At 71.7% G+C, this 19,841-nt stretch carries 16 protein-coding genes; 10 read left to right on the forward strand and 6 right to left on the reverse strand.

Translation table 11 applies throughout. From position 1 onward, the window contains the following. Nucleotides 1-59: 59 nt before the first annotated feature. Complete coding sequence (locus NON00_RS11925; RefSeq protein ID WP_256021150.1) at nucleotides 60-521, reverse strand: Lrp/AsnC ligand binding domain-containing protein; 462 nt, start codon at nucleotides 519-521, stop codon at nucleotides 60-62. 159 nt (nucleotides 522-680) lie between these two features. On the opposite strand from NON00_RS11925, the gene putA reads away from it, so the two are divergent. Next, the gene (putA, locus tag NON00_RS11930; RefSeq protein ID WP_256021116.1) at nucleotides 681-4,337 is read left to right on the forward strand and encodes a trifunctional transcriptional regulator/proline dehydrogenase/L-glutamate gamma-semialdehyde dehydrogenase; all 3,657 of its coding nucleotides are present in this window, start codon (nucleotides 681-683) and stop codon (nucleotides 4,335-4,337) included. Between the two features lie 132 nt (nucleotides 4,338-4,469). Here the strand turns inward: putA and NON00_RS11935 are convergent, their stop codons facing one another. Further along, nucleotides 4,470-5,465, reverse strand: coding sequence for a tripartite tricarboxylate transporter substrate binding protein (locus NON00_RS11935; protein WP_256021119.1), 996 nt, complete (start codon nucleotides 5,463-5,465; stop codon nucleotides 4,470-4,472). A gap of 97 nt (nucleotides 5,466-5,562) precedes the next feature. Beyond that, nucleotides 5,563-6,264 (reverse strand): GntR family transcriptional regulator, encoded by a 702-nt coding sequence (locus NON00_RS11940; protein ID WP_256021121.1) that lies wholly within the window; start codon nucleotides 6,262-6,264, stop codon nucleotides 5,563-5,565. 356 nt (nucleotides 6,265-6,620) lie between these two features. Between NON00_RS11940 and ltnD the strand changes: the two genes are divergently transcribed. Genes ltnD through NON00_RS11975 form a run of 7 tightly spaced genes read left to right on the forward strand, consistent with a single transcriptional unit; the run spans nucleotide 6,621 to nucleotide 13,421 of the window. Next, entirely contained in the window at nucleotides 6,621-7,535 is a 915-nt protein-coding gene (ltnD, locus tag NON00_RS11945; RefSeq protein ID WP_256021124.1) for an L-threonate dehydrogenase, read from the forward strand. Next, nucleotides 7,535-8,806 (forward strand): 3-oxo-tetronate kinase, encoded by a 1,272-nt coding sequence (gene otnK / locus NON00_RS11950; RefSeq protein WP_256021126.1) that lies wholly within the window; start codon nucleotides 7,535-7,537, stop codon nucleotides 8,804-8,806. Before ltnD ends, otnK begins: the two co-directional genes overlap by 1 nt. Nucleotides 8,807-8,838: 32 nt before the next feature. Beyond that, a complete protein-coding gene (gene otnI / locus NON00_RS11955) occupies nucleotides 8,839-9,618 on the forward strand; it encodes a 2-oxo-tetronate isomerase (protein ID WP_256021129.1) in 780 nt (259 codons plus the stop codon). A gap of 8 nt (nucleotides 9,619-9,626) precedes the next feature. Beyond that, nucleotides 9,627-10,418 (forward strand): DeoR/GlpR family DNA-binding transcription regulator, encoded by a 792-nt coding sequence (locus tag NON00_RS11960; protein WP_256021131.1) that lies wholly within the window; start codon nucleotides 9,627-9,629, stop codon nucleotides 10,416-10,418. Next, on the forward strand, nucleotides 10,415-11,374 hold the full coding sequence (gene denD / locus NON00_RS11965) for a D-erythronate dehydrogenase (RefSeq protein WP_256021134.1): 960 nt from the start codon (nucleotides 10,415-10,417) through the stop codon (nucleotides 11,372-11,374). The genes NON00_RS11960 and denD overlap by 4 nt, the downstream gene beginning before the upstream one ends. 55 nt (nucleotides 11,375-11,429) lie before the next feature. After that, entirely contained in the window at nucleotides 11,430-12,062 is a 633-nt protein-coding gene (locus NON00_RS11970) for an aldolase (RefSeq protein ID WP_256021136.1), read from the forward strand. A 51-nt stretch (nucleotides 12,063-12,113) separates the two neighbouring features. Continuing rightward, nucleotides 12,114-13,421: an MFS transporter gene (locus tag NON00_RS11975; protein ID WP_256021138.1), complete on the forward strand. Its 1,308-nt coding sequence runs from the start codon at nucleotides 12,114-12,116 to the stop codon at nucleotides 13,419-13,421. 59 nt (nucleotides 13,422-13,480) lie between these two features. On the opposite strand, the gene NON00_RS11980 is transcribed toward NON00_RS11975, so the two are convergent. From NON00_RS11980 to NON00_RS11990, 3 genes are all read right to left on the reverse strand, one after another. Then, nucleotides 13,481-14,530, reverse strand: a complete 1,050-nt coding sequence (locus NON00_RS11980; protein WP_370688707.1) for an amino acid ABC transporter substrate-binding protein — start codon at nucleotides 14,528-14,530, stop codon at nucleotides 13,481-13,483. Between the two features lie 214 nt (nucleotides 14,531-14,744). Next, on the reverse strand, nucleotides 14,745-16,682 hold the full coding sequence (locus NON00_RS11985) for a glycosyltransferase (protein ID WP_256021140.1): 1,938 nt from the start codon (nucleotides 16,680-16,682) through the stop codon (nucleotides 14,745-14,747). Between the two features lie 94 nt (nucleotides 16,683-16,776). Further along, the gene (locus NON00_RS11990) at nucleotides 16,777-17,517 is read right to left on the reverse strand and encodes an ATP-binding protein (RefSeq protein ID WP_256021142.1); all 741 of its coding nucleotides are present in this window, start codon (nucleotides 17,515-17,517) and stop codon (nucleotides 16,777-16,779) included. Between the two features lie 103 nt (nucleotides 17,518-17,620). On the opposite strand from NON00_RS11990, the gene NON00_RS11995 reads away from it, so the two are divergent. Further along, nucleotides 17,621-18,478, forward strand: coding sequence for a DUF6502 family protein (locus NON00_RS11995; RefSeq protein WP_256021145.1), 858 nt, complete (start codon nucleotides 17,621-17,623; stop codon nucleotides 18,476-18,478). Further along, nucleotides 18,475-19,841 (forward strand): hypothetical protein (locus NON00_RS12000; protein ID WP_256021154.1); only part of this gene is annotated, 1,367 nt, incomplete at its 3' end. The genes NON00_RS11995 and NON00_RS12000, both read left to right, overlap by 4 nt.

The following is a 19,841-nucleotide window of genomic DNA, read 5'->3' on the forward strand; positions in this document are numbered from 1 at the left end:
GGCCACGGGGTGCCCCCCTTGGTGCCCCCCCTTGGTACTCCCGGGGGGGGGGGCGGCCTTCACAGGGGCAGCGGGGCGTCGGTCTTGACCTCCTCCATCACGGCATAGGTGCGGGTTTCGCGCACACCGGGCAGGCCCAGCAGCACCTCGCCCAGGAAGCTGCGATAGGCGGCCATGTCACGCACCCGCGTCTTCACCAGATAGTCGAAGCCGCCCGCGACCATGTGGCATTCCAGCACCTCCGGCGCGCGGTTCACGGCGGCGGCGAAGCGGTCGAAATTCTCCGGCGTCGTCTTGTCCAGCAGCACCTCGACATAGACCAGCAGGCCGAAGCCCAGCCGCTGCGGGTCCACCCGCGCGCCGAAGCCGGTGACGATTTTTTCTTTCAGCAGGCGCCGCAGCCGCTCGCTGGTGGCGGCGGGGGAGAGGCCGATGCGCTCGGCCAGCTCCAGATTGGTGATCCGCCCCTCCTTTTGCAGAATGGAAAGGATCATACGGTCCGTGCGGTCGATCTCTTCCATGATCACGGCTATTTCCCTGTTTCGCCGGTTTTAATTCGGCAAAGCGGCGAAAAACAAGGTTCAGCTACGGAAAGCCCTTTCCTAGGCTTTGCTCCGGCAGGCTCCGCTGCCCCACTTCCGCGCCCCTCTGCCCGCCCCGCTGCCCGCCAGGACATCGCCATGACGTTCCTCTCCCCCGCCCATCCCTTCGGCGCCTTCGCCCGCGCGGTGAACCACCCGCAGCCGCCGCTGCGCGCCGCCATCACCGCCGCCACCCGCCGGGCGGAGACGGAATGCCTGCCGCCCCTGCTGGCCGCCGCCGCGCTCGACCCGGCGCGGGAGGAGGCGGCCACCGCCCTGGCGCGCCGCCTCGTCACCGCGCTGCGCGCCGCGGGGCCGGGCCAGGGCGGCGGCATGGAGCGGCTGGTGCAGGAATTCCCGCTCTCCAGCCAGGAGGGCGTGGCGCTGATGTGCCTGGCCGAGGCGCTGCTGCGCATCCCCGACACCGCCACGCGGGATGCGCTGATCCGCGACAAGATCGGCGGCGGCGCCTGGCACGCGGCGCGGGGGGGCGGGGCGCCGCTCTTCGTCCATGCGGCGGGCTGGGGGCTGCTGCTGACGGGGCGGCTGCTCTCCGCCCAGGAGGAGGCGGGGCTGGGCGCCGCGCTGACCCGCCTGCTCGCCCGCGCCGGGGAGCCCGCCATCCGCGCCGGCATGGCCTTCGCCATGCGCCGCATGGGGGAGCAGTTCGTCACCGGCCAGACCATCGGCGAGGCGCTGGCGCGCGCCCGGCCGCTGGAGGCGCGCGGCTTCCGCTATTCCTACGACATGCTGGGCGAGGCCGCCGCCACGGCGCAGGATGCCGCCCGCTACCTCGCCGATTACGAGGCCGCCATCCACGCCATCGGGCAGGCGGCGGCGGGGCGCGGCATCCTGGCCGGGCCGGGCATCTCGGTGAAGCTCTCCGCCCTGCATCCGCGCTACAGCCGGGCCCAGCGCGGGCGGGTGATGGCCGAGCTGCTGCCGCGCCTCATCCACCTTGCCACCCTGGCGCGGCGCTATGAGATCGGCCTCAACATCGACGCCGAGGAAACCGACCGGCTCGAACTCTCCCTCGACCTGCTGGAAGGACTCTGCCACGCACCTGGCCTCGCCGGGTGGAATGGCGTGGGCTTCGTCATCCAGGCCTATCAGCGCCGCGCGCCTTATGTGGTGGATTACGTCATCGACCTCGCCCGGCGCACGGGGCGGCGCATGATGGTGCGGCTGGTCAAGGGCGCCTACTGGGACAGCGAGATCAAGCGCGCCCAGGCCGACGGGCAGGCCGATTTCCCGGTCTTCACCCGCAAGATCCACACGGATGTCTCCTACCTCGCCTGTGCCCGGCGGCTGCTGGCGGCGCCCGATGCCGTCTTCCCGCAATTCGCCACGCACAATGCCCGCACCCTGGCCGCCATCCACGAGCTTGCCGGGCCGGAGGGCTACACCCCGGGCCAGTACGAGTTCCAATGCCTGCACGGCATGGGCGAGAGCCTGTATTCCGAGGTGGTCGGGCCGGAGAAGCTGGACCGGCCCTGCCGCATCTACGCCCCCGTCGGCACGCATGAGACGCTGCTGGCCTATCTGGTGCGGCGCCTGCTGGAGAACGGGGCGAATTCCTCCTTCGTCAACCGCATCCACGACCCGGCGGTGCCGGTGGAGGCCCTGGTGGCCGACCCGGTGGCCGAGGCCCGCGCGCTGCATCCGCATGGACTGCCGCATCCGCGCATCGCCGCGCCGCGCGCCCTGTTCGGCGCGGAGCGCCTGAACGCCGCCGGCGCGGAGCGCCTGAACTCCGCCGGCCTTGACCTCGCCGATGAGGACAGCCTCGCCAGCCTCGCCGCCACGCTGCGCGAGAATGCCGGGCCGCTGCATGCCACGCCCCTGCCGCATGAGGGCGGCGGCACCGCCCGCCCGCTGCCCAACCCGGCGGTGCCGGAGGATTTTGTCGGTGATGTGGTGGAGGCCACGCCGGAGGTGGTGCAGGCCGCCCTGGCCCGCGCCGCCGCCGCCGCCCCCGGCTGGGCCGCGACCCCGCCCGCCGCCCGCGCTGATCTGCTGGAGCGCGCCGCCGCGCTGATGGAGGCGCGCCTGCCCGCCCTGCTCGGCCCCATCCTGCGCGAGGCCGGCAAGACCCTGCCCAATGCCGTGGGCGAGGTGCGGGAGGCGGTGGACTTCCTGCGCTACTACGCCGTGCAGGCGCGCGGGCTGGCGGGCACGCGCCCGCTCGGCCCCATCGCCTGCATCTCGCCCTGGAACTTCCCGCTGGCCATCTTCACGGGCCATGTGGCGGCGGCGCTGGCGGCGGGCAACACCGTGCTGGCCAAGCCCGCCGAGGAAACCCCGCTGACCGCCAGCCTCGCCACCCGCCTGCTGCATGAGGCCGGGGTGCCGGAGGCGGTGCTGCAACTCCTGCCCGGCGATGGCGCGGTGGGCGCCGCGCTGGTCGCCGATGCGCGGGTGGAGGGGGTGATGTTCACCGGCTCCACCGAGGTGGCGCGGCTGATCCAGCGCCAGCTCGCCGGGCGCCGCGGGAGCCGTGGCCACCCCGTGCCGCTGGTGGCCGAGACGGGCGGGCAGAACGCCCTGGTGGTGGACAGTTCCGCCCTGCCGGAGCAGGTGGTGGCCGATGTCCTCGCCTCCGCCTTCGACAGCGCGGGGCAGCGCTGTTCCGCCCTGCGCATCCTCTGCCTGCAGGAGGAAGGGGCGGAGCGCATCCTGGCCATGCTGAAGGGTGCCATGGCCGAACTGTCCGTGGGCGACCCGGCTTTGCTCTCCACCGATATCGGCCCCGTCATCTCCGCCCCGGCGCGGGAGGGCATCCTGGCCCATATCGCGGCGATGCGGGCGCGCGGCTGCGCCATCCATGCCGCGCCGCTGCCGGCGGACCTGCCGGGCGGGCATTTCGTCGCCCCCACCCTGGTGGAGATCGACGACATCGCCGCCCTGCCCGGCGAGGTCTTCGGCCCCGTGCTGCATGTGCTGCGCTTCCGGCGCGAGGCGATGCCCGCCCTGATGCGCGCCATCAACGCCACGGGCTATGGCCTGACCTTCGGCGTGCATTCGCGGCTGGAGGCGACCATCGGCCGGCTCTGCGCCGCCTCGGGCGCGGGCAATCTCTATGTCAACCGCAACATGATCGGCGCGGTGGTGGGGGTGCAGCCCTTTGGCGGGCACGGCCTTTCCGGCACGGGGCCGAAGGCGGGCGGGCCGCTCTACCTGCGCCGCCTGCTGGCCGAGGCCCCCGCCGCCCCCGCCTTGCCGCCTGCTCCCCTGCCGCCCGCCGCCACGGCGCTGCTCGGCTGGCTGCGCGCGCGGGGCGAGACCGCCCTGGCCGAGGCCTGCGCCCGGCAGGCGGAGGCCGCGCGGGCCGGGCTGGAGATCGAACTGCCCGGCCCGGTGGGGGAGCGCAACCTCTACCGGCTGGAGCCGCGCGGGCGGCTGCTCTGCCATGCCGACAGCCGGGAGGCGCTGCTGCTGCAACTGGCCGCCTGCCTCTCCACCGGCAACCAGGCCGTGCCGGACCCGGCGGCCCTGGCGCCGCTGCCGCCGGACCTGCCCGCCTCTGTCACCGCCGGCCTCGCCGCGCCGGGGGCGCCTTGCGATGCGGTGCTGTTCTCTGGCGGGGAAGCCGCGCTGCTGGCGCTGCAACAGGCCGTCGCCGCGCAGGACGGCATGATCCGCCCGGTGCTGACCGCGCGCGGCGGGGTCTATCCGGTGGAAATGCTGCTGCGCGAGCGCAGCCTCAGCATCAACACCGCCGCCGCCGGCGGCAATGCCGCGCTGATGACGCTCTGAGGGGGTCTTGAGAGGGGCTTCGCCCCTCTCAAACTCTCCCCACCAAAGGCCTGAGGCCTTTGGAAACCCATCTGAAGGCGGGTGCAGGGGACCCTGTCCCCTGCTGGGGGAGTTTGAGGGGGCAAAGCCCCCTCAATCCAGGCGGATATTGGCCCGGCGTGCCACCTCGCCCCAGCGCTGCGTCTCGCTGGCGACGAAGGCGCGGAATTCCTCGGAGGTGTTGCCCACCGGGGTGATGCCGAGTTCCTGGAAGCGCTGCGCCACGGCGGGGCTGCGCAGCGCCGCCACGGCCTCGCGGTTCAGCCGTGCCACGATTTCCGGCGGCGTCGCGGCGGGGGCGAAAAGCCCGTGCCAGGACAGGCTCTCGAAGCCTGGCACCGTCTCCGCGATGGTCGGCACATCCGGCGCCGCCGGGCTGCGCGTCAGCGAGGTGACGCCGAGGATGCGCAGCTTGCCATCCTTGGCAAAGGGCCAGACGGAGGAGAAATTGTCAAAGGCGATGGACAATTCGCCGCCCAGCAGCGCCGTCATGATCTGGCCGCTGCCGCGATAGGGCACATGCTCCATCGCCGTGCCGGTGCGCTGCGTGAACAGCGAGCCGGCCAGATGCACCGAGGTGCCGACGCCGGAGGAGCCGAAATTGTAGTGCCCCGGCCGTTCCTTCAGCAGCCCGATCAGCTCCGCCACATTGCGCGCGGGCATGTCGTTGGCGACGGCCAGCGCGTTGGGCTGCGCCGCGAGCTGTGTGATCGGCGCGAAATCGCGCAGATTGTCATAGGGCATGCGGGCGAAGATCGCCGGGTTGATCGCATGGCTGCTGATGGTGCCGAGGCAGATGGTATAGCCATCCGGCGTGGCGCGGGCGCAGGCCTCGCTGCCGATATTGCCGCCGGCGCCGGGGCGGCTCTCGATCACCAGCGGCTGGCCCAGCGTCTGGCTCATCTGCTGCCCGACCAGCCGGGCCACCGTGTCCGAGGTGCCGGCGGAGAAGGGGACGATCACGCGGATCGGCTGCGACGGATAGGCCCTCTGCCCCTGGGCCTGGGCGGCGGGGGCGAAGGCGAGGGGGGCGGCGAGCGGCAGCAGCGCCCCCGCGGCCAGCAGGGCGCGGCGGAACATCCTTGTCATCGTTATCCTCCCGGCGGGCTTGATGCCCGCCTTGGTCAAGATGGCCAGCGGCCCAGGGGCCTACCTTTGGGCCTCCCCCGGCGGCTGCTGGCGAAACTCAGCGCCGCGCGCGGGCGGGCGCCGCCTCGGGGAAGGCGACGGCGAGGGAGCGCAGGGCATGGGCGCGCATCCGCTCCTCCGCCACGACCTCATCCCCGGCAGCGACGGCGTCCAGGATGGCGGCATGTTCGGCGAGGGCGAGGCGCGGCTGGCCATCATCGGCGGCCAGGACGCGGGCGCGCCCGATATGGTCATAGGCGCGCAGCGCCTGCAGCCCGCGCGCCAGCACGTCATTGTCGCTGATGGCGAGCAGCGCGGTGTGGAAGGCCTCGTTGGCGAGGCGCAGCGCGGCGGCGTCGCCGGCCTCGGTCGCGGCGCGCATGGCGGCCAGGCGCTCGCGCAGGACGCGCAGATCCTCCGGCGTGGCGTGGCGCGCGGCGAAGCCCGCGGCCACCCCCTCCAGCGCCGCGCGGATGCGGCCCATCTCGGCCAGCCGCGCGCGCGGCTGGGGCGTGACGGCGGAGCCGCTGCGCGGGCGGGTTTCCACGAGGCCCTCGGCTTCCAGCCGCCGCATCGCCTCCCGCACCGGCTGGGCGGAGACGCCGAGAGCCCCGGCCAGCCCGCGCTCCGAGAGGCGGTAGCCCGGCGGCAGGAGCCCGGTGGCGATGGCCTCCCGCAGCACCACATGCACCCGCTCCGCCAGGGGGCGGGCATCCTCCGGCAGAGGCGGCAGCGCGGGTGGGGCGAGGAGCGTGGCCATGGTCATCTGCAATAGCAGATGGGGCGCGCGGGCCGCAAGGAGGGTTCTCGGCAGGCGGAATTCCGCCGGTTATTTTTTCTGTTGAGAAAATTTATTCGAAATTTATATTTTAAATAATTATAAATCTGAATTTTTGATTAATAAATCAATTAAAAATTTCAGAAATTTACAACAGCAATGATGGAATAAAAAATTCTCTCTCTCGACCCAAAGACATTCTTGCTGCGGCGCAGCATCATGGCTTCACGCGTTCATGTGAAAAAATGTGAAGGCTGACCCTTTTCCCCCGCCCTGCCGGGGCGTAAAAGCGCGCCATAGCCGCTTCCGGCACAGATCTTAACATCACGGCGGGGCCCATGGCGTCTTCCAACGGCTTCCATGTTTGTGTCATCGGCCTTGGCTCGATGGGGATGGGCGCGGCCCGCTCCTGCATCGCGGCCGGGCTGCAGACCTATGGCGTGGACCTCAACCCGGCGGCGCGCGACGCGCTGCGCGAGGCCGGCGCGGTCGAGGTCGGCACCGATGCCGGCGCCTTCGCCGACAGGCTCGATGCCGTGCTGCTGCTGCTCGTCAACGCCGCGCAGTGCCGCGCCGTGCTGTTCGGCGAGAATGGGCTGGCCGCGAAGCTGCGCCCCGGCACGGGCGTCATGGTCTCCTCCACCATCGCTGTCGCCGACGCGAAGGAGATCGAGAAGGGCCTGTCAGAACGCGGCCTGCTGATGCTCGACGCTCCCGTCTCCGGCGGCGCCGCCAAGGCCGCCGCCGGGCAGATGACGGTGATGGCCGCCGGCCCGCGCGCCGCCTTCGACCGCCTGCGCCCCGTGCTCGATGCCGTGGCCGGCAAGGTCTACGAGATCGGTGAGACGGCTGGCCTCGGCGCCACGGTGAAGATCATCCACCAGCTTCTCGCCGGCGTGCATATCGCGGCGGGCGCGGAGGCGATGGCGCTGGCCGCCCGCGCCAGCATCCCGCTCGACCTGATGTATGACGTCGTCACCAACGCCGCCGGCAACAGCTGGATGTTCGAGAACCGCATGAAGCATGTGGTCGATGGCGACTACACGCCGCGCTCGGCGGTGGACATCTTCGTCAAGGACCTGCGCCTGGTGACGGAGACGGGCCTCTCGCTCAACTTCCCGCTGCCGCTGGCCACCACGGCCTACAGCATGTTCGCCAATGCCAGCAATGCCGGCTATGGCAAGCTCGACGACGCGGCGGTGATCAAGAGCTTCGCCGGCATCCGCCTCCCCGGCGACGAGGAGGGCCAGTGATGGCCGCGCAGGGCTTCCGCCTCGGCGTCATCGCCGACGATTTCACCGGCGCCACCGACATCGCCGGCTTCCTTGTCGCCAACGGGCTGCGCACCATCCAGCTCAACGACGTGCCGGACGCCGCCCTGCAGGTCGAGGCGGATGCCGTCGTCATCAGCCTGAAGACGCGCTCCTGCGACCCGGCCGAGGCGGTGCGCCAGAGCCTCGCCGCGCTGGACTGGCTGCGCGCGCGCCAGTGCCAGCAGTTCTTCTTCAAGTACTGCTCGACCTTCGACAGCACGCCGCGCGGCAATATCGGCCCGGTGACGGATGCGCTGCTCGCTGCCCTCGGGCAGGATTTCACGGTGATCTGCCCGGTGCTGCCGGTGAATGGCCGCACCATCTATTGCGGGCACCTCTTCGTGAATGGCGTGCCGCTCGACGAATCCGGCATGCGCCACCACCCCGTCACGCCGATGACGGACAGCAGCATCATGCGCCTGATGGAAGCCCAGGCCCAGGGCAAGGCCGGCAATGTGCCCGCCCAGGTGCTGGACCAGGGCGTCGAGGCCGTGCGCGCCGCCCTCGCCGCGCTGAAGGCGCAGGGCGTGCGCTACGCCGTGCTCGACGCGCTGAACGACCGCCACCTGGAGGTGATGGGCCAGGCCGTGGCCGACATGCCGCTGGTCACCGGCGGCTCGGGCCTCGCCGATGGCATGGCGCGCGCCTGGACCTCGCTGCATGGCGAGGCCGGTGCCGCCGCCGCCGCCGGCCGCCCGCCCAAGGGCCGCGCCGTGGTGATCTCCGGCTCCTGCTCGCAGATGACGAATGCACAGGTCGCCGCCTATCGCGCCGCTGCGCCCTCGCTGCTGGTCGAGGTGGAGCGCTGCATCGCCGAACCCGGCTATGCACAGGAACTCGCCGCCTGGGTCGAGGCGCAGGAGGAGTCCGCCCTGGCGCCCCTCGTCTTCGCCACCACCGACCCGGCGCAACTGAAAAAAATCCAGGAGCGCTTCGGCGCGGCGGAAGCCAGCACGGCGGTCGAGCATGTCTTCGGCGAAGTGGCGAAGCTGCTGCGCCAGCGCGGCTTCGACCAGTTCATCGTCGCCGGCGGCGAGACTTCCGGCGTCGTCACCCAGTCCCTCGGCATTCGCGGCTTCCATATCGGGCCGCAGATCGCGCCGGGCGTGCCCTGGGTGCGCGCGGTGGAAATGCCGGTGTCCCTGGCCCTGAAATCGGGCAATTTCGGTGCCGAGCGCTTCTTCTTCGAGGCGCAGGAGATGGCCGGCTGAGCCGGCCCCACAGGAAAGCTGGAGGAGACACCATGCCGCGTTTCGCCGCCAACCTCTCGATGATGTTCACCGAGGTCCCCTTCCTCGACCGCTTCGCGCGCGCCGCGGCGGCGGGCTTCGGGGCCGTGGAATTTCTTTTCCCGTATGATCATCCGCCCGAGGTCGTGGCCGAGAAGCTGAAGAGCAACGGCCTGACCCAGGCCCTCTTCAACATGCCGCCGGGCGACTGGGCGGCGGGCGAGCGCGGCATGGCCGCCATCCCCGGGCGCGAGCAGGAGTTCCGCGACAACCTCGCCATCGCCCTGCGCTATGCCCAGGCGCTGGGCTGCACGACGCTGCACGCCATGTCCGGCATCACCACCGGGCTGGACCGCGCCGCCTGCGAGGCCAGCTTCGTCGAGAATTTCCGCTACGCGGCGGATTTCCTCGCGCCGCACGGCATCACCGTGCTGGTGGAGCCGATCAACAGCCGCAACATGCCGGGCTATTTCATCGCCCACCAGCTGGAGGCCGTGGCGCTGGTCGAACGCGTCGGCCGCCCGAATGTCGCGGTGCAGCTCGACCTCTATCACGCGCAGATCATGGATGGCGACCTCAGCAAGCTCATCGAGAAGATGAGCGGCAAGTTCGCCCATGTGCAGATCGCCTCCGTCCCCGACCGGCACGAGCCGGATGAGGGCGAGCTGAACTACCCGCACCTCTACGCCGTGCTCGACCGCGCCGGCTACCAGGGCTGGATCGGCTGCGAATACAATCCGCGCGGCGAGACCGAGGCGGGCCTCGGCTGGTTCGCCCCCTACAAGGCCCGCTGAGCCTCGCCATGATCCCCGCCGAGCGTCATGCCCTGATCCTCGCGCGCCTCGCCGAGCGCGGCGTGATGAGCATCATGGCGCTGAAAGAGATGCTCGGCGTTTCGCATATGACGGTGCGGCGCGACCTGCAGCAGCTGGAGCGCGAGGGCCGCGTCAGCTCCGTCGCCGGCGGGGTGCGCCTGCCGGAGAAGATCGGCAGCGAGCCCTCCCACCGCACCAAGGCCACCCTCTCCCATGCGGAGAAGGTGGCCATCGGGCGCATCGCCGCCGCCATGGTGGGGCCGGGCGAGGTCATCTATCTCGATGCCGGCACCACCACCCTCGAAATCGCCCACTGCCTCGCCGGGCGTGATGACATCACCGTCGTCACCAACGACTTCGTCATCGCCGCCTTCCTCTCGCGTGAGGCGCATTGCCGGCTCTTCCACACCGGCGGGCAGGTGGAGCGCGAGAACCGCTCCTGCGTCGGCGAGCCCGCGGCGCAGGCCATCCGGCGCTTCAATTTCGATATCGCCTTCATCTCCACCTCCTCCTTCGGTCTGCGCGGAATCTCGACGCCGTCGGAGAACAAGGTGGCGGTGAAGCAGGCCGTCGCGCAGAGCGCGGCGCGCAGCGTGCTCGTCACCGACAGCAGCAAATACGGCAAGATCGGCGCCTTCAACACGGTGCCGCTCGAATCCCTGTCCGCCATCGTCACCGATGCCGGCCTGCCGGAGGATGTGCGCGACGCCATCCTCCGCCGGGGTATCGCGCTGCACATCGCGCAGCCCGAGGCCGGCTCCGAGGAGGAAACCGCATGAAGATCATCGTCACCGGCGGCGCCGGCTTCCTGGGCAGCCGCCTGATCCGCGCCCTGCTGGCGCGCGGCGCCTCCATCCCCGGCCTGCCCGCCTTCGACGCCATCGTCTCGGTCGATCTCGCCCCTTGCCCGGTGCAGGATGCGCGCGTCTCCTCCGTCGTGGGCGACATCGCCGATCCCGCCCTGCTGGCGCGGGTGGTGACGGCGGACACCGCCGCCATCTACCACCTCGCAGCCGTCGTCAGCGGCCAGGCCGAGGCCGAGTTCGAGGTGGGCATGCGCGTCAACCTCGACGGCACGCGCGCCCTGCTGGACGCCGCGCGCGCCACGGGCGCGGCGCCGCGCTTCGTCTTCGCCAGCTCCCTGGCGGTCTTCGGCGGCCCGATGCCGGCGGTGGTGCCGGAGGATCTCGCGCTGCTGCCGCAATCCTCCTATGGCGCGCAGAAGGCGATCGGCGAGCTGCTGGTCAACGACTATGCACGCAAGGGCTTCGTCGATGGCCGCGTCTGCCGCCTGCCCACCATCGTGGTGCGCCCCGGCAAGCCGAACGCCGCCGCCTCCTCCTTCGCCAGCGGCATCATCCGCGAGCCGCTCGGCGGCCAGCCCGCCAACTGCCCGGTGCCGCAGGAGACCCGCATGTGGCTCTCCTCCCCCAACGCGGTGATCGATAACCTGCTGCACGCCATCGCCGTCGATGGCGCCCGGCTCGAAGGCCGCCGCACGCTGAACCTGCCCGGCATCAGCGTCACCGTCGCCGACATGCTGGCCAGCCTGGAGCGCGTCGGCGGCGCCGCGGCGCGTGCCCTCGTCAGCCATGAGCATGAGGAGCGCATCGCCCGCATCGTCTGCTCCTGGCCGGGCGATTTCGATGTCAGCCGCCCGCTCGCCCTCGGCTTCACCCGCGATGGCGACTTCGATTCCGTCGTGCGCCAGTACAGGGACGAGTTCGCCGGCTGAGCCGGCGGCACGCCCACCAGATCCTGCCCGCAGCCCCCTGCCCGGAGCTTCCCCCATGACCGAGTCCGAGCTGCGCGACCTGCTGGTCGAGCTTGGCGCCAGCCTTTTCGCCCGCGGCTATTCCGTCGGCAGCGCCGGCAATATCAGCGTCCGCCTGCCCGATGGCTACCTGATGACGCCGACCAATTCCTGCCTCGGCCGGCTGCAGGCGGCGCGCATCAGCAAGCTCGACGCGGCGTGGAACCATGTCGGCGGCGACAAGCCCTCGAAGGAAGTCTTCATGCACCGCGCGGTGCTCACGGCGCGCCCCGAGGCGGGCGCTGTCGTGCACCTGCATTCGACTTACGCCACGGCGATCGGCTGCCTCGCCGCGCCGGGCGAAACCGCGCCCATCCCGCCGCTGACGCCCTACTTCGTCATGCGGGTTGGCCGCACCCTGCCGGTCATCCCCTACTACCGCCCCGGCGACGCGGCGATGGAGCGGGACATCCACGAGGCGGCGCGAGAGGCACGCGCCGTGCTGCTGGCCAACCACGGCCCCGTCGTGTCCGGCAAGACCCTGCTCGATGCCGTCTACGCGGCCGAGGAACTCGAGGAATCCGCCCGTCTCGCCCTGATGCTGCGCGGCCAGCCCGCGCGGCCGCTGAGCCCGGCGCAGGTCGACGACCTGCTGAACACCTTCGGCTGAAACAGCCACGCAACGAGGCGGCTTCGGCGCCGCCTCCAACGGAGTGAAACGATGAGCCTCTCCACCGACGCCGCCGCGACGGCGGTGCCGGCCGCCGCGGAAGACAGCATCTACCGCAAGGTGGCCTTCCGCATCATGCCGCTGCTGATCGTCTGCTACGTCATCGCCTACCTGGACCGCGTCAATGTCGGCTTCGCCAAGCTGCAGATGTCGCAGGACCTGGGCTTCAGCGAGACGGTCTTCGGCCTCGGCGCCGGCATCTTCTTCCTCGGCTACTTCTTCTTCGAGGTGCCGAGCAACATCATCCTGCACCGCGTCGGCGCGCGCGTCTGGATGGCCCGCATCATGATCACCTGGGGCATCCTCTCGGCGCTCTTCATGTTCGTCGAGAATGCCTGGCAGTTCTACGTGCTGCGCTTCCTGCTTGGCCTCGCCGAGGCGGGCTTCTACCCGGGCGTCATCCTCTACCTGACCTACTGGTTCCCCTCCAGCCGCCGCGCCAAGATGTTCGCCATCTTCCAGGCGGGCAGCCCGGCCGCCGGCATCTTCGGCAACCCGCTCTCCGGCTGGATCATGCAGAACTTCAACGGCACCAATGGCTGGGCCGGCTGGCAGTGGATGTTCCTGCTCGAAGCCATCCCCGCCGTCGTGCTCGGCATCGTCGTGCTCGCCTATCTCGACAACAGCGTGAAGGGTGCCAAGTGGCTGGCCCATGAGGAGAAGACCCTCCTCGCCGCCAACATCGCCGCCGACACCAAGGGCAAGAGCGAGAGCCACTCGCTGCGCGAGATCCTGGCCGAGCCGCGCGTGTGGCTGATGTGCCTCATCTACTTCAGCTTCGTCATGGGCCAGTACGGCCTCACCTTCTGGCTGCCGACGCTGGTGAAGGCCTCGGGCGTGACCGGTGACTTCAACATCGGCCTGCTCAGCGCCATCCCCTTCATCTGCGCCATCGTCGCCATGATCGTCTTCAGCCGCAGCGCCGATGCGCGGCGCGAGCGCCGCTGGCACCTCGTGGTTCCGGCCATGATCGGCACCGTGGGCTTCGTGGTGGCGGCCACCGCCTCCAGCACCACCGTCGCCATCATCTTCCTCTCGCTCGCCGCCGCCGGCGTGCTGGCCTGCGCCCCGCTCTTCTGGTCGCTGCCCACCGCCTTCCTCAGCGGCGGCGCCGCGGCCGCCGGCATCGCCATGATCAACTCGGTCGCCAATCTCGCGGGCTTCGCCAGCCCCTACCTGATCGGCACCCTGCGCGACATGACGGGCTCCTCCGCCATCGGCATGTATGTGCTGGCCGGCTTCCTCGTGCTCGGCGCTGTTCTGGTGCTCAGCGTGCCGGCCAAGCTGGTCAACCGCTGAAACGCAACCGGGAGGGCTCGCGCCCTCCCGGACCCCGCGGCCACGCTCTCAGCGCCTCCTCACCGCATCGGCAGTGCGTAGAGCAGGCCGCCCTTGTTCCAGAGTTCGTTCGGGCCGCGCGGCAGGCCCACCGGTGTCTCCGGCCCCATCGTCCGCTCATAGATCTCGCCATAATTGCCGACGGTGCGGATGGCGTTGTAGGCCCACAGCGCATCGAGCTTCAGCGACTGGCCGAGCTCCGGCGTCACGCCCAGCAGGCGGCGCGTATTGGCATTGGTGCTGCCCTGCCGCTGCTGCTCGGCATTGGCGCGCGTCACGCCCTGCTCCTCCGCCTCGATCAGCGCCGTGGTGTACCAGCGCACGATGTCCAGCCAATTGTCATCGCCACGCCGCACATAGGCGCCATAAGGCTCCTTCGAGAAGCGCTCCGGCAGCACCGTCCACTCCGCCGGGTGCGCGAGGGAGGAACGTGTCGCGGCCAGCTGCGAGGCATCGCTGCCAAAGGCATCGCAGCGCCCGGCCTGGAGCGCCGCCGCCGCCTGGTCGATCCGCTCGAACACCACCGGCTGGAAAGGCGCGCCGATGCTGCGGAAGTAATCCGCCGTCACCTGCTCGTTGGTGGTGCCCTGGATCAGGCAGATGGTGGAGCCGCGCAGCTCGGCCACGCGCTGGATCTTCGCGTCGCTGCGCACCAGGAAGCCGTGGCCGTCATAGAAATAAGTCACGCTGTGGCGCAGGCCCAGCGTGGTGTCGCGCAGCATCGTCATGGTCGAGGTGCGGAACAGCACGTCGATCTCCCCCGACCCCAGCGCCGTGAAGCGCGTGGAGGAGGAGAGCGGCACCAGCCGCAGCTTCGCCGGGTCGTTGAAAATGGCGGCGGCCAGGCCGCGGCACAGCTCGACATCGAGCCCCTGCCACACCCCTCGCGAATCCGGCAGCGCGAAGCCCGCCACGCCGGTATGGATGCCGCAGACCAGTTGCCCGCGCGCCCGCACCGCATCCAGCGTCGGGCTGGCCGGCGTCTGCGCCTGCGCCGCAGGCAGGAAGGCCGCGCCGAGCAAGGCGCAGGCCGCGGCCAGCGTGGCCTTGAAGCCCCGTGTCCTCATCATCGTCTCCCGTTGGTGAAATCTCCCGGTGGAATGGTCGCCATTCGCAACGGGAGATGTCAATCGGAAGCGAGGGATCTTTTTACAGCAAGAGATTCATCTTCTTTTTCTAAAGAAAAAGAAGCTTTTTTTCAGGCTGCCGCCGTCTCCCGTCAAGGCGGGACGCCAAACTGAAAAAAGATTTTTTGGTTCTTTTTTTCAAAAAAGAACATTCTTCCTATTCTCCGGCCAGCGCCAGTTCATGGTGCAGTCCGTTCCGGTCGAACCAGGGGTTGTAATAGGGGTCACCCTGGAGCGCGGCGCTCCAGCGCAGGCGCATCCACCCGTGCTCCCGGGCGAAGGCGGCGCGGCGGGCCCGCGTGTCGTCACGCCCGCGCGAGACGCTTTCATGGTGCACCAGCTCGGCGAAGGGGGTGACGATGTTGCGCAGCCCCCGCGCCCGCAGCTTCAGGCAGAGATCGACATCGTTGAAGGCCACCGGCAGGTGCCGCGCCTCCAGCCCGCCCACCGCCTCGAAATGCGCCCGCCGCAGCATCAGGCAGGCGCCGGTGACGGCGGAGACGCTGCGCAGCAGCGCGAGCGAGCCCCAATACCCCGTCTCCTGCCGGGGCGAGAACACGGAGAGATGCCCGGCCACGCCGCCGGTGCCCAGCACCACCCCGGCATGCTGCACCCGCCCATTGGGATAGAGCAGCCGGGCCCCGACGGCGCCGATCCCCGGCCGCAGCGCCTGGCTCACCATCTCGGCCAGCCAGCCGCGGTGCAGCACCTCGATATCGTTGTTGAGCAGCAGCAGCAGCAGCTCGCCCCTGGCATGGCGCGCCGCCTCGTTGTTCAGGGCGGAGTAGTTGAAAGGCCCCGGCATGGGCAGGATGGTGACGCGCGGATCCGCCGCCAGCCGCGCGAAGAGGCGGAGGGTCGCGGCCTCGCTGCTGCCATTGTCGGCGATGAGGAGCTGGAGCGCGGGCCAGTCGGTGCGGTTCAGCAGCCCGTCGAGGCAGCGTTCCAGCAGCCCGGCGCGGTCGCGCGTCGGGATGATGACGCTGACCAGCGGCGCCGGCTCGGGCACGGGGCGGCGGATGCGGTGCCACATCGGCGCGGCCGGGGCGGGCAGCACCTCCCCCGCCTCGCCGCGCGCCGCCAGCGCCTCGGCCACGGCGCGGCGGGAGGCGGCCTCGCAGCGCGCCGCCGCCGTCTCGGAGAAGCTGGCCACCACGCCGCCGCGCCGCCAGTGGTAGAGGATGCCGGGCACGTGCTGCACCTGCTCCGGCCGCAGCAGGGTGGTGGCGCGCAGGGCCAGGTCATGGTCCTGGCTGCCCTCCAGCCCCTCCCGCAGCCCGCCCAGGCGCTCCAGCAGGCTGCGGCGATAGACCGTCAGGTGGTTGAAGTAATTCTGCGCCAGCAGCAGGTCCGGGTCATAATCCGGCTTGAAATAGGGCGCGTGGCGGCGGCCCTGCGCGTCGATCTTGTCCTCGTCGGTGTAGAGCAGCTCCGCCTCGGGGTGTTCCTGCAGCCGGGCGACGATTTCCAGCAGCGCGTGCTCGGCCAGCAGGTCGTCATGGTCGAGCAGGGCGATGAACTCGCCGCGCGCGAGGCCGAGCGCGCTGTTGGTGGCGGCGGCGATATGCCCGTTGCTCTCCCGCCGCACCCAGCGGATGCGCCGGTCCAGCGCCGCCTCCTCGGCCAGCACGCGCGCCACCTCGCCGGAGGGGGAGGCGTCATCGGCCACGCACAGCTCCCATTCCGGGTAGAGCTGCCCCTTCACCGAGGCGATGGCCTGGCGCAGCAGCAGCGGCGGCGTCTCATAGGCCGGCATGACGATGGAGATGAGCGGCCGGTAGCGGAAGCCGGCGGCGCGGGCGCGCAGGGCCACGCGGGCAGCGGCATCGCGCGTGTCGCACCGGGCGATCCAGCGCTGATAGGTCAGGCGGTCCCGCGCCCGCGCCAGGGCCGGGTTGGCCACCAGGAAGCGGTTGATCCAGGGCAGGGCCGGGCGCAGCACCGTGCGCAGGCCGCGCTTCAGCGCCGGGTGGCGGATGACGAAGCCGTGCAGCCCGGCCGCGCCCCGCGCGGCGGCGCCGAGCAGCACCGCCCGCAAGGGGCGGGAGGCGGGGGTGGCCGGGCGGGAGGCGCTGGGCAGGGCCGTGGTGGTCATGGGAGGCACTTTCGGGGGGAAGTCCGGGGCCGGGGGGCAGTCCGGGGGGAAGGCGCAGGCACGGGGGGCGGGGATGGCCGGGTGGTGGGGGGTGTCAGGGCGGCGGCAGGTCCAGCCCGGCCACGGTCCAGCCTTCCTCCCGCGTCAGCCAGACGCGCCCCTGGTGCAGGGCGGCGAGGTCGTGCATCAGCGCCATGCCCTCGCCGCGCTGCCCGGCGATGCGCTCCGGCTCCGGCGGGCCCCAGCCATCGTCACGGACGCGCAGCCGCAGCCCGCCGCTGATGCCACAGAGTTCCACGCGCAGATGGCCGCGCAGCCGGGCGTGCAGCCCGTGGCGGATGGCATTGGCCAGCATCTCCTGCGCCACGCGCAGGGCCGCGAGGTGCAGGGCGGGGGAGCTTTCCTCCCCTTCGGCCACGACCTCCAGCGTGATCTCCTGACCCGGCGCGGCCAGGGCGCGCAGCACGTGGCGGCCGAGGCGCTCCAGCCGGTCGCGCATCCGCCCCGGATTCTGGGTCAGGCCGAAGAGGGCGTCCGAAATCGCCATGGTGGACTGGATGCGGCGTTCCAGCGCCTCGGCCAGGGCGCGCGCCTCGGGGGCGGTCGCGTCATCGGCCAGGGTCCAGAGGTCGCAGAGGATGCGCTGCCAGGTGTTGGCCGTCTGGTGGCGCAGCTGGCGCAGGCTGAGCTGCTCTTCCGCCGGGGCGGGCCGGGGGGGCCAGGCGGGCGGTGTGCGCCCGGCCACGCGGTGGGCGGACCGGCGGGGCAGGTCTGCGGCGGCGGGGCCGGGGCGGGGGAGCGGCATGGGGGAGACAATCCCGGAGGGGGTCGGCATGCGGATTTTATGCGTGGGAAAAAATCCCACGTCAACCGATCAAACCCGGCTGCTTTCCCCCGGGGCCCATGCTATCGCTGGTGTGAAGCCCCGCAGGACCGCCTTGCCCGACCGCCTTCCTCCCCCGCCGCCCGCTGCCTCGCTGCTGCGCCCCCTGGCGCGGCTGCTGCGCCCGCTGCTGCGGTTGCTGATCCGCAGCGGCGTGACCTATCCGCTCTTCGCGGAGCTGGCGCGTGGCCTCTATGTCGAGCTGGCGGCGGAGATGCTGAGCGCGCCGGGCGCGCGCACCGACAGCCGGCTGAGCCTGCTGACGGGGGTGCACCGCAAGGAGATCCGGCGCCTGCGCGAGCTGGGCGATGCCCCGGCGGAGGTGCCGCCGGTGGTGACGCTGGGCAGCCAGATCATCGCCCGCTGGCTGGGCCTGCCGGAGTATACGGGGCCGGATGGCGCCCCCCTGCCCCTGCCGCGCGCCGCCGCGCCGGGGGAGCCTTCCTTCGAGGCGCTGGTGGCCGGCGTGACCAGCGATGTCCGCCCGCGCAGCGTGCTGGATGAATGGCTGGAACAGGGCCTTGTGGAGCTGGACGCGGCGGACCGCGTGGCGCTCAACAGCGCCGCCTTCCTGCCCCGGCCGGGCACGGAGGAGCAGCTCTACTACTTCGCCCGCAACCTGCATGACCACATCGCCGCCGCGGCGGCCAATGTGGCCGGGGCGGGCGCGCCCTTCCTGGAACGCGCGGTGCATTACGACCGCCTGCCCCTGCCGGTGGCCGAGCGGATGGAGGCGATGGGCCGCGAGGCGGCGATGCGCCTGCTGATCGAGATCAACCGCGCCGCCCTGGCCATGCTGGAGGAGGCGGGCGAGGCGGCGCCCGGCACGCCGACGCGGCGGGTCAATCTCGGCGTCTATCTCTATGCGGAGGATGAGCGGGCCGGGCAGGCGCCGGCGGAGGCCGGGCCATGAGCCAGCGGCCGCGCCGGTCATCGGGCGGGGGCGGCGCCGGGCAGCGGGGAGAGGCGGGGCGGGGGCGGCGGCTGCCGGCGCTGCTGCTGGCCGCGCTGCTGCTCAGCCAGTGCGCGCCGCCGCCGCCCCCTCCTTCCCCTTCCCCTTCCCCTTCCCCTTCCCCCACTCCGCCCGCGGCGGCGGCGGCGGGCGGCCCCGCCCTTTGCCGCATCGGCGCCGATGATGGCCCGCCGGAGGCGGCGGCGCGGCTGGCCGACCGTGGCATCGGCGGCACCGGCATCAGCGGCGAGGAGGGCGGTGACCGCGGCATTGGCGGCACGGGCATCAACAGCACCGGCATCAGCACCACGGGCATCATCGGCGTCGTCACCGGCTTCGCCAGCATCTGCGTGGGCGGGCTGGAGGTCGGCTATGACTCGGGGCAGGCGCCGGAGATGGATGGCTTCCTGCCCGCGCCGCTGCCGCTGCGCGCCGGGCAGGTGGTGGTGATCGAGGCCGGCGGGCCGGAGGAGGCGTTGCGGGCGCGCAGCGTCGCGCTGCGCTTTGAGCTGGTCGGGCCGGTGGAGCGCGCCGCTGATGGCCAGGGCCTGCGGGTGGCCGGGCAGGAGGTGGCCTTCGAGCCGGGCCTGCGCGGCCGGCGGGACTGGCGCCTGGGCGAGTGGGTGGCCGTCTTCGGCCTGCGCCGCCCGGATGGCACGGTGGGCGCGACGCGGCTGGACGCGGCGGAGCCCGGGCGGCTGCTGGTGCGCGGCATCGCCCGGCGGCATGCGGATGGCAGCCTGCGCATCGCCGGGCTGCGGGTGCGCAGCACGCTGGCGATGGATGTGCAGCCGGGCATTCCGCTGGTCATCGCCGGGCGCCTCGCCGGGGATGTGCTGCAGCCCGAGCGGGTGGAGACGGACGCGCTCCAGGCCAACCCCGCCGAGTATTTCGGCCCGCGCGTGCAGCGCGTGGTGGTGGAGAGCTATGTCAGCATCAGCGCCGGGCAGGTGCTGTTCGGCGGCACCCGCGCGCTGCTGCCGCCTGGTGCCGCGCTGCAGGGCGGCGCGCCGCATGGCGGGCGCGGCGGCGAGGGCGCGCGCCGCGCGGTGATGGATATGCGCCGGCCGAGTCCGGGCCGCGAGGGCACGCCGCCCATGGATCTGCGCCTGCCGGGCCAGTCCCAGGGGCAGGGGATGCGGCTGTCGCCGGCGATGCCACGGGGCAGCCATGGCGGCGGCGCCGGGGGGGCGGTGGGTCCGGGCGGCTGGACGGCGCCGGCCACGCCGGGGATGCCGTCCCTGCCCTCGATGGGCCTGCCGGGCGGGGCTGGCGGAGGGAGCGCGGCGCCCCCGGCGGCGGCCGGTTCGGCGGGGAGTGGTGC

Source organism: Roseomonas sp. GC11 (assembly GCF_024437745.1).
In the GTDB taxonomy this organism is placed as follows: domain Bacteria; phylum Pseudomonadota; class Alphaproteobacteria; order Acetobacterales; family Acetobacteraceae; genus Pseudoroseomonas.

Bases quoted from the DNA above. Each gene is read 5' to 3' on its own strand.
- NON00_RS11925 (WP_256021150.1), bottom strand. From the start codon at position 521: ATGGAAGAGATCGACCGCACGGACCGTATGATCCTTTCCATTCTGCAA.
- putA (WP_256021116.1), top strand. From the start codon at position 681: ATGACGTTCCTCTCCCCCGCCCATCCCTTCGGCGCCTTCGCCCGCGCG.
- NON00_RS11935 (WP_256021119.1), bottom strand. From the start codon at position 5,465: ATGACAAGGATGTTCCGCCGCGCCCTGCTGGCCGCGGGGGCGCTGCTG.
- NON00_RS11940 (WP_256021121.1), bottom strand. From the start codon at position 6,264: ATGGCCACGCTCCTCGCCCCACCCGCGCTGCCGCCTCTGCCGGAGGAT.
- ltnD (WP_256021124.1), top strand. From the start codon at position 6,621: ATGGCGTCTTCCAACGGCTTCCATGTTTGTGTCATCGGCCTTGGCTCG.
- otnK (WP_256021126.1), top strand. From the start codon at position 7,535: ATGGCCGCGCAGGGCTTCCGCCTCGGCGTCATCGCCGACGATTTCACC.
- otnI (WP_256021129.1), top strand. From the start codon at position 8,839: ATGCCGCGTTTCGCCGCCAACCTCTCGATGATGTTCACCGAGGTCCCC.
- NON00_RS11960 (WP_256021131.1), top strand. From the start codon at position 9,627: ATGATCCCCGCCGAGCGTCATGCCCTGATCCTCGCGCGCCTCGCCGAG.
- denD (WP_256021134.1), top strand. From the start codon at position 10,415: ATGAAGATCATCGTCACCGGCGGCGCCGGCTTCCTGGGCAGCCGCCTG.
- NON00_RS11970 (WP_256021136.1), top strand. From the start codon at position 11,430: ATGACCGAGTCCGAGCTGCGCGACCTGCTGGTCGAGCTTGGCGCCAGC.
- NON00_RS11975 (WP_256021138.1), top strand. From the start codon at position 12,114: ATGAGCCTCTCCACCGACGCCGCCGCGACGGCGGTGCCGGCCGCCGCG.
- NON00_RS11980 (WP_370688707.1), bottom strand. From the start codon at position 14,530: ATGATGAGGACACGGGGCTTCAAGGCCACGCTGGCCGCGGCCTGCGCC.
- NON00_RS11985 (WP_256021140.1), bottom strand. From the start codon at position 16,682: ATGACCACCACGGCCCTGCCCAGCGCCTCCCGCCCGGCCACCCCCGCC.
- NON00_RS11990 (WP_256021142.1), bottom strand. From the start codon at position 17,517: ATGCCGACCCCCTCCGGGATTGTCTCCCCCATGCCGCTCCCCCGCCCC.